Origin of the sequence: Actinokineospora sp. PR83 (assembly GCF_021056305.1) — a bacterium.
Classification (GTDB): Bacteria; Actinomycetota; Actinomycetes; order Mycobacteriales; family Pseudonocardiaceae; genus Actinokineospora; species Actinokineospora spheciospongiae.
In genome coordinates this window covers 138264-146181 of the sequence record NZ_JAJCXD010000093.1, presented here as the reverse complement: position 1 = coordinate 146181, position 7918 = coordinate 138264, and the positions used below count along the sequence as shown (strand labels likewise).

Here is a 7918-nt window from a genome sequence, read left to right as displayed (position 1 = left end):
GGCCAGGATGGCCGTGCGGAATCGCCGTGACCCCCTGACCCCGTCAGCCCATTGACGCGGGGAGTTTGTGGGGTGCGGGCGCGGCGGGCGCGAGTGCTCGAACCGGCTGTTACCTTCGCTGAGGTCCAGCAGGAGGGGAGTCGGGGATGAGCCGGTCGCGGCGGCGGTCAGGGTTGGCAGCCGCGCGAAGGGCCGCCGGGTACACGCAGGAGGGCCTCGCCGAGGCGCTGCGGGTCGACCGGACGACGGTGGCGATCTGGGAGTCCGGGGAACACGAGCCGCTGCCGCACATGCGGCCGCTGCTGGCCGGTGCGCTCGGTGTCGATGTCGCGGGGATCGACAGCTTGATCAACGAGTCCGCCCTCCCGTTCCCGCCGCGTGGTGGAGCCCCGGACCAGGAGTGGGGGCGAGGCGCTGACGAGCGGGTGCGTCGCAGCCAGGAGGAGTGGTTGGCGGTCCGGGCGGCGGTGCGGGGCCGGGACCGGGAGCTGTCCGAACTCGCGGCGTGGCTGTACCCGGAGTCGATGCGCGGCCCGGGAGGCCACATGCTGGTGGGGGAGGGGTGGCTGCTGGACACCCCGGTCCCGCTGGAGGACGTCCGCTTGGAGTTCGACGACTCACACCCGGCACCTCCCGCCTTGGACGTGTCACTCGATCACGTGCTGCCGCTGACCGACCGGGGTGACCGGTACCTGTCGTTCAGCAGGGCGGTCCGGGACCTCGTCCGACCCCGGTTGCTGGAGAACCGGGTCAGTTACCGGCTGCTCGGTGTCAGCGCCGACGACGGTCTGACCCTGCGGTTCGGGACCACCACCTTCTTCGAGGTCTTCGACGTCAAGGAGTACGTCGTCCACGAGTTCAAGCGGGCGTTCCTCCGGTCCGGTGGTTCCGCGCCCCGGCTGCGGGACCTGCCGATCAGGGCTTCGGTCTCCGACCCGTTGGACCCGGCCCGGTGGCTGATGTCCCCCGGCGTCAGCACGCTGACCATCCGCCACGACCCGGTGGCCGGGCACCGGTTCGTCATGCACCAGCGCGATTCCTCTGCCGTCGCGGACGGCGGCGGCATGTGCACGGTCATGCCAGGCGGTGAGTTCCAGCCCTCGACGATGGCCACGGCCAACGTGCGCAACGACTTCTCGCTCTGGCGCAACATCATGCGCGAGTACTCCGAGGAGTTCCTGGGCAACCCCGAACACGACGGGACCGGCACCCGCGTCATCGACTACGCCCGCGAGGAACCGTTCGCCGCCTTCGAGGAGGCCCGCGCCGCCGGTGCCTTCCGGCTCTGGCACTACGGCCTGATCATGGACGCCCTCAGCCTCGGTCCCACCCAGCGCACCGTCGCCGTCATCGACGCCCCCACCTACGACACCCTCTTCCGCGACCTCGTCCGCACCAACGACGAGGGCCACGTCATCGGGGAGAGCGGCCGGGTCGACATGCCCTTCACCGCCGACGCCGTCGACCGCCTCCAGGCGCGCATGAGTTCCGGCTCGGCGTCACTGCTCCGCATGGCGTGGCGCGACCGCCACCTCCTGCTGGCGGATTGAAGGACGACCCGGTCACAGCAAGTGGTGCGCGTTCTCTTGGGCGCCGATTTCCACCAGCAGGGCGCTCCAGGCGGCGACCGGGCTGACGTTGAGCAGCACCGCGCGGTCGCCCGGGTGGAGTTCGCCACGGTCGAGGGCGCTGTAGAGGTTGAGGAAGACGTCGTTCGGGCCGAGGTGGCCGTAGCGGGTCAGGTTGTCCTGGCAGGACTTGGTCAGCGGGGCGCCCAGGATTTCCTCGTGGTTGCGCAGGGAGGTGGCCGACAGGTTCTGGCTGATGTGGCAGGCCACATCGGCCGGGCGGAGGCCGTTGCGGTGCAGCAGTCTCTCGGTGAGGGAGCGCAGGCGGTTGCGGGTTTCGACCGCCAGCCTGAACGAGTACGTCGGGAGGTCGGCGCACTCCTCCCGCCACCGCTCGAACGGCCGGTCGCGGTAGTCGACCCGGAACAGGTCCGCGTAGTCGCCGTTGGTTTCCAGGAGCACGTCACGGACGAGGACCGGGCCTTCCCTGGTGATGACCAGCGCTCCGCCGCTGTCGCCGTTCAGCGTGACCGGGTGGCGGTAGCGGCCGGGGGTTGCCGGTTTGCTGCCGTGGGCCACCAGGATCGTCCGCAGGTCCGGGTCGGCGCGCAGCAGGCCCTCGGCGGTGAGCAGGGCGGGGGTCAGCGACGCGCAGCCCAGGCCGCCCACCGTGAAGGCCGTCGCGCGGCGGGTGCCCAGGGTGGTTTGCAGGCGGGTGGCCTCGGAGCTGACCAGGGTGTCCGGGGCTCGGGACTCGATGACCAGGAGCACGTCCACGTCGTCGGGTTCGCGGTCCGCTGCGATGAGGGCGCGGCGGGCGGCGAGGGCGGCCAGGTCGGTCGGGCCCAGGGCATCGTCGACGGCGACGCTGTCGATGCCGAGGGCTTCGCAGGTGGCGCGTTCGGGAGGGGACAGGTGCGCCAGTTCGGGCAGGTCGGCGACCGGGACCGGGTCGGGCAGGTGCCAGCCCGCTGCCGCCAGGGCGATCACCCGTCCGCCAAGGCGGTGAAGGCGGCGCCGATCCGCGCGGCCACGGCTTCGAGTTCGGCCTGGCTGAAGCGGTCCACGCTGGTCAGTTCCACGCACAGCCGGGATTCGCGCTCGGCGACGGCGACGATCAGCGGGAACCAGGTGGAGACCGCCTGCTTGAGGTTGACCGCCAGGTCCCACCGCATCCGGATCAGCCGCACCCCGGCGTCGAAGGCGGCCATGTCGCTGGGGGCGTGCAGCAGGATGGCCTGCGGCTCGGGCAGGGCGCGGAACCGGGCCACCGCCGGGTTGTGGGGCGACAGGTGCCGCAGCATCCCGTGGCCCACGCCGTCGTTGGGCACCGAGCGGACCCGGTCGACCACGTCGGGCAGGCAGTCCCGGGCGGTCGCGCCCGGTTCGATGGGCAGGACGACCGGGTGCAGGGTGGTGAACCAGCCCACCGCCGGGCCCCGGCCCGCGTGCCGGTAGGCGCTGGGCGTGGCCTCGCCCTCCACTTCCAGGTAGGCGCCCGCTGTCCCGCTCCACTGGGCCAGCCCGTGCGCCACCGCGCACAGCGCCACCTCCCGTTCGGACGCGCTGTCCGTGGTCGGGACGGTGTCGAGGAAGTACCGGGCCGTGCCGCCCCCGCCGTCCCCCGGTGGGAGGCCCAGGTCGGCGCCCGCGTGGGCGATGGCCGTCCAGTAGTCCAGTTCGGCGGCCAGGGTGTCGGAGGTGGACATGTCGCGCAGGTGCTCCGACCAGCGCCGCCAGCCCGGGGCGTGCGGCTGGGGTGCCAACGCGCGGCCCGCCACCAGGTCGGTGAGGGCGGCGTCCAGGTCGTCCATGAGCACGACGGTGGACATGTTGTCGAAGACGAAGTGGTGGACCAGCAGGACGAGCAGCGCGCTGCGGCCGTGGCCGCGCTGGTAGTAGCGGGCGCGCACCACCGGGCCGCGCTTGAGGTCCAGGTCGGTGCGCAGGTCCCGGCAGTCGGCGGCGATGCGTTCCCGTTCGCGCTGCTCGTCCATCGGCGGCAGGACCGAGACGTCGAACGGGGTGTCGCCGGGTGGAGCGCACTCGGCGTGCAGGCTGAGGCTGTTGCCGCGGAAGCGGTAGCGCAGCGGTTCGTGCCGGGCCAGCAGGTGTTCGACGGCGGCGCGGGCGTGTTCGGCGGTGACGGCGGTGGAGGTCAGCTCGAACACCTGCACCTCCACGAAGTCCGCGTTCCCGTCGGGCACGTGCTCCAGGAAGTGGTGCATGATCGGCGTCAGCGGGATGTGCCGGTCGGGGGCCTGGGCGGGTTCCGGTTCGTGGCCGTCCACGGCCGCGACGAGGGCCAGTTCGTCGATGGTGCGGCACTGCAACAACTGCTGCGGGGTGACGTGCACCCCCGCCTTGGCCGCCCGGGCGGCCACCCGCACGCCCAGGACCGAGTCGCCGCCGAGGTCGAAGAAGTTGTCGCCCGGTTTCACGTCGTCGAGGGCCAGCAGGTCGGCGACGACGGCGGTGAGGACCTGCTCGGCGCGGGGGGCGCCGTTGGGGGAGTGGGCGAGTGGGCGCATGGGCTGGGGTTCCCTCCACTGTGGAGCGGGTGCCGGGGTGGGGATCGGGTGTGGCGGGCGCTCGGGGTCGGCGGTGACCTCGGCGACGATCTCGGGCAGCCACTTGGCCAGTCGCTCGGCGGTGGAGCGGTCGAACAGGGCGGTGGCGTACTCGATGTAGCCGCTCATCGGGCCCTCGCCCTGGTCGACCACGCCCACGGTCAGGTCGAACTTGGCCGTGCCTGGCGCGATCCCGACGATGGCACCGTCGAGGTAGCGCGAGCAGTCGAGCCCGCCCAGTTCGGCGGTGTCCTGCGGCACGTTCTGGTAGGTGTAGGCCACGTCGAACAGCGGGTGCCTGCCGGGGTCGCGGCGGCCGAGCACGTCGGCGACGACCTTCTCCAGCGGCACCTCCTCGTGGTCGAGGACGTCGGCCACCGTGCGCGCGCAGCGGCGCACCAGCTCGGTGAACGGCGGCGAACCCTCGGTGCTGGTGCGGAACGGCAGGACGTTGTTGAAGTAGCCGATGAGGTCGTGCGTGGCGGGGTTGACCCGCCCGGAGGTGGCCACCCCGATCACCACGTCGGTGTGCCCGGCCCAGCGGTGCAGCAGGGTGTCGACCACCGCGAGCATGGTCACGAAGCTGGTGACCCCCTGCTGCCTGCTGAACCGGCGGATCCGCTCCGCCTGCTCCCCGGTCACCTCGAACTCCACCATCGCGCCGGTGAAGTCGCGGGTCGCGGTCCGGGGCCGGTCCAGCGGCAGCTCGTCGGCGCGCAGGCCCGCCAAGGCGCCGCGCCAGAACCGCAGGCCCTCGGCCAGCACCCCGTCGGCGAGCCTGCGGCGCTGCCAGGCGGCGAAGTCGGCGTACTGGGCGCCCAGCTCCGGCAGCTCGGGTGCCCGCCCGGCCAGCCGCGCCCGGTAGAACTCGCCGAGGTCGCGGAAGAACGCCGTGGGCGACCAGCCGTCGTAGACGATGTGGTGGTAGGTCCACAGCAGCACGTGGTCGTCGTCGCCCAGGCGCAGCAGCGCGGTGCGCACGAGCGGACCCCCGGCCAGGTCGAACGACAGCAGCGCGTCCTCGTCGATCAGCCGCCGGGCTTCGCGGTGCCGTTCGTCCTCGGGCAGCGCGGACAGGTCGTGCACCGCCACGCGGTGTTCCTCGGTGCGCACCAGGGCGTGCGGCACGCCGTCGTCGTCGGCGGCGATCCGGGTGCGCAGCACCTCGTGCCGGTCGACCAGGTCGCCCACGGCCGCCGTGAGCGCGGCCTGGTCGAGCGGTCCGCGCAGGCGCAGGTCGTGGGTGATGTTGTAGAGGGCGGTACCCGGGTTCAACCGGTCGAGGTACCAGAGCTGTTCCTGGCCGAAGGACACCGGCAGCGGGCCGCCCCGGGGCAGGACCGGGATGTCCTGGTGGGCACCGGCCGACCCGCCCTCGGCCCGGAGCTGCGCCACCCGGGCGGCGAGGTCGCGCACGGTCCGGTGGGCGTAGAGGTCGGCGAAGGTGAGCTGGATGCCGAACTCGTCCTCCAGCGAGCGCAGCACGCTGATCCCGGCGATGGAGGTGCCGCCCAGGGCGAAGTAGTCCGAGTCGGGCGCCAGGTCGTCGGCGCCCAGCACCCGGTGCCACACCGCCATGACGCGGTCCTCCGGCGCCCCCGGCACCGGGACCGGGGACGCGGGCCTGCTCACCGGCTGCGGCGCGGGTGCCCCGACCGGGCGGCACCAGCAGCGCACCGGGTCGAACGGGTAGGTCGGCGCCGGGATGCGGGGGATGTCCGCCCCGCCGTAGTGGGCGTCCCAGTCGAGGCGGACTCCCAGCCGGTGCAGGGCGCCGAGCTGGCGCAGCACGCTGCCGCGCCCGGGTGCGGCGAACAGCTCCACCCGGGGCAGCTCCGGCCGCAGCCGCCGCAGCTCCCGGGCGAGCACGCCGGTGGCCAGGTCGACGAGCACCGCGCCGTCGCGGGTGAACCGCTCGGCGACCCCCGCCAGCCGCGCGTGGTCCAGCTCGCTGCTCAGCGCCATGCCTTCCGCGGCCCGCAGGGCGGCGTCGAGGGTCATCTCCTCCCGCGCCACCCGCACCACCAGGTTCCCCGCCCCCGACCCGACCAGGTGGTCGTGCCGCACGCCCAGCGACCGGGCCAGGGCGAGCAGGGCAACGCCCGTCGCCACCAACCGGGCGGCGGGGGCCTCCGGCAGCGGGGTGTCCGCCAGGACCGGGAAGGTCGTGCACAGCTCCCGCCAGGTCTCGTCCTCCACGACCGCGTCACCGGCCAGCAGCACCACCACCGGCCGCTCGTCGGGGGCGGGCTCCCGCGGCGGCACCGCGGCGCGCAGGGCCTCGGCCAGCTCCCGCGTGGTGCGGGCGGTGACCGCGCCGCGGTAGGGGTGGTCGTCGCGGCCCCGGTTCAGCGCGTGCGCGACGGTCCGCAGGTCGTGGTCGGTGGTGGCGGCGAAGTCGGCGAGGCGTTCGCAGTAGCGGCCGAATGCCGAGGCGGACTTCGCCGAGACGGTGACCAGCTCGCCGCCCAGGTCGGGCACGGCCGCCCCGGGGCGCGGCGGTGCCTGCTCCAGCACGGCGTGCACGTTGGTGCCGGTCATGCCGAAGGCACTCACCCCCGCCCGGCGCGGCCCCTCCTTCGCCCACGGCGCGCGGGCGGGGTTGACGTGCACCGGGCCGGACAGGTCCAGCATCGGGTTGGGGGTGGTGAAGTGCGCGGTCGGGTACAGCTCGCCGCGGCGCACCGCCAGCAGCGCCTTGAGCAGCCCGGCCATCCCGGCGGCGCCGTCGAGGTGCCCGAGGTTGCCCTTGATCGACCCGATCGGGCAGCCGGGGGCGGGCACGCCCGCGTCGGCGAAGGCCTGGCGCAGGGCGTCGACCTCGATCACGTCGCCCAGCGGGGTCGCCGAGCCGTGGCACTCCACGTAGCCGACCGAGTCCGCCGCCACCCCGGCGTCGCGCCAGGCCGCGGTGATCACCTCGGTCTGCGCCTTGCGGCTCGGTGCGCCCATGCTGGCCATGCGGTGCCCGTTGTGGTTGACCGCGATGCCCTTGATCACCGCGTGCACCGGGTCGCCCGCGGCCACCGCGTCGACCAGCCTGCGCAGCAGCACGACCGCGCCGCCCTCGCCCGCCGCGGCGCCGGTGGCGTGCTCGTCGAAGGGGCGGCACCGCCCGTCGGTGGTCTCCACCCCGCGCGCCGGGACGTGCCCCTCGGTGGGGATGAGCACCGGGCGCAGGCTGATGCCGCCCGCCAGCGCCAGGTCGGCGGCGCCGCGGCGCAGTTCGGTGACCGCCTGGGCGACGGCGGCCAGGGCGCTGCTGCACGCGGTGTCGACGGTGAACGCCGGGCCGGTGAGGTCGAAGTGGTAGGCGATCCGCGCCGCCAGGGCCGCGGGCAGCGACCCCAGCGTGTGCAACGGGTCGTCCTCTTCGTACAGGGTGTCGTAGTCGGAGCGGGCGTGGCCGAGGATCACGGCGGTCCGCGACCCCCGGAGCCCGCTCGGGCGCAGGCAGGCGTTCTCGATGGCCTCGTGCGCCAACTGCATGAGCAGCCGGTGGTGCGGGTCCATCGCCTCGGCCTCGCGCAGCGGGATGCCGAAGAACCGGTGGTCGAACAGGTCGATCCGGTCGAGGTAGGCCATGGGCAGGTACTCGGTGCCCGGCTCGCCCCCGGTGTGGCGCACCCGCGTCGGCGTCGGCGGCGCCACCCGGTCCTCGCCCGCGGCCAGCAGGTGGTGCAGCTCGTCCAGGTCGCCCGCGCCGGGCAGCAGCGCGGCCACCCCGATGACGGCGACGTCCCCGCCCGGCTCGTCCCGATCCACCACGCCGTTCTCCTG

General features: G+C 73.9%; 3 protein-coding genes. 1 reads left to right on the top strand and 2 read right to left on the bottom strand.

The features are described from left to right. The first annotated feature begins 173 nt into the window (after positions 1–173). Positions 174–1550 carry a helix-turn-helix transcriptional regulator gene (locus L6E12_RS29005; RefSeq protein WP_236231105.1) on the top strand — a complete coding sequence of 459 codons (1377 nt, stop codon included), beginning with the start codon at positions 174–176 and terminating at the stop codon, positions 1548–1550. 12 nt (positions 1551–1562) lie between these two features. Here L6E12_RS29005 and L6E12_RS29000 read toward each other — a convergent pair whose 3' ends face one another. Both L6E12_RS29000 and L6E12_RS28995 read right to left on the bottom strand, forming a co-directional pair. Beyond that, on the bottom strand, positions 1563–2558 hold the full coding sequence (locus tag L6E12_RS29000; protein ID WP_236231104.1) for a 3-oxoacyl-[acyl-carrier-protein] synthase III C-terminal domain-containing protein: 996 nt from the start codon (positions 2556–2558) through the stop codon (positions 1563–1565). Continuing rightward, positions 2555–7906 carry a condensation domain-containing protein gene (locus L6E12_RS28995; protein WP_236231103.1) on the bottom strand — a complete coding sequence of 1784 codons (5352 nt, stop codon included), beginning with the start codon at positions 7904–7906 and terminating at the stop codon, positions 2555–2557. Before L6E12_RS28995 ends, L6E12_RS29000 begins: the two co-directional genes overlap by 4 nt. Positions 7907–7918 lie beyond the last annotated feature (12 nt).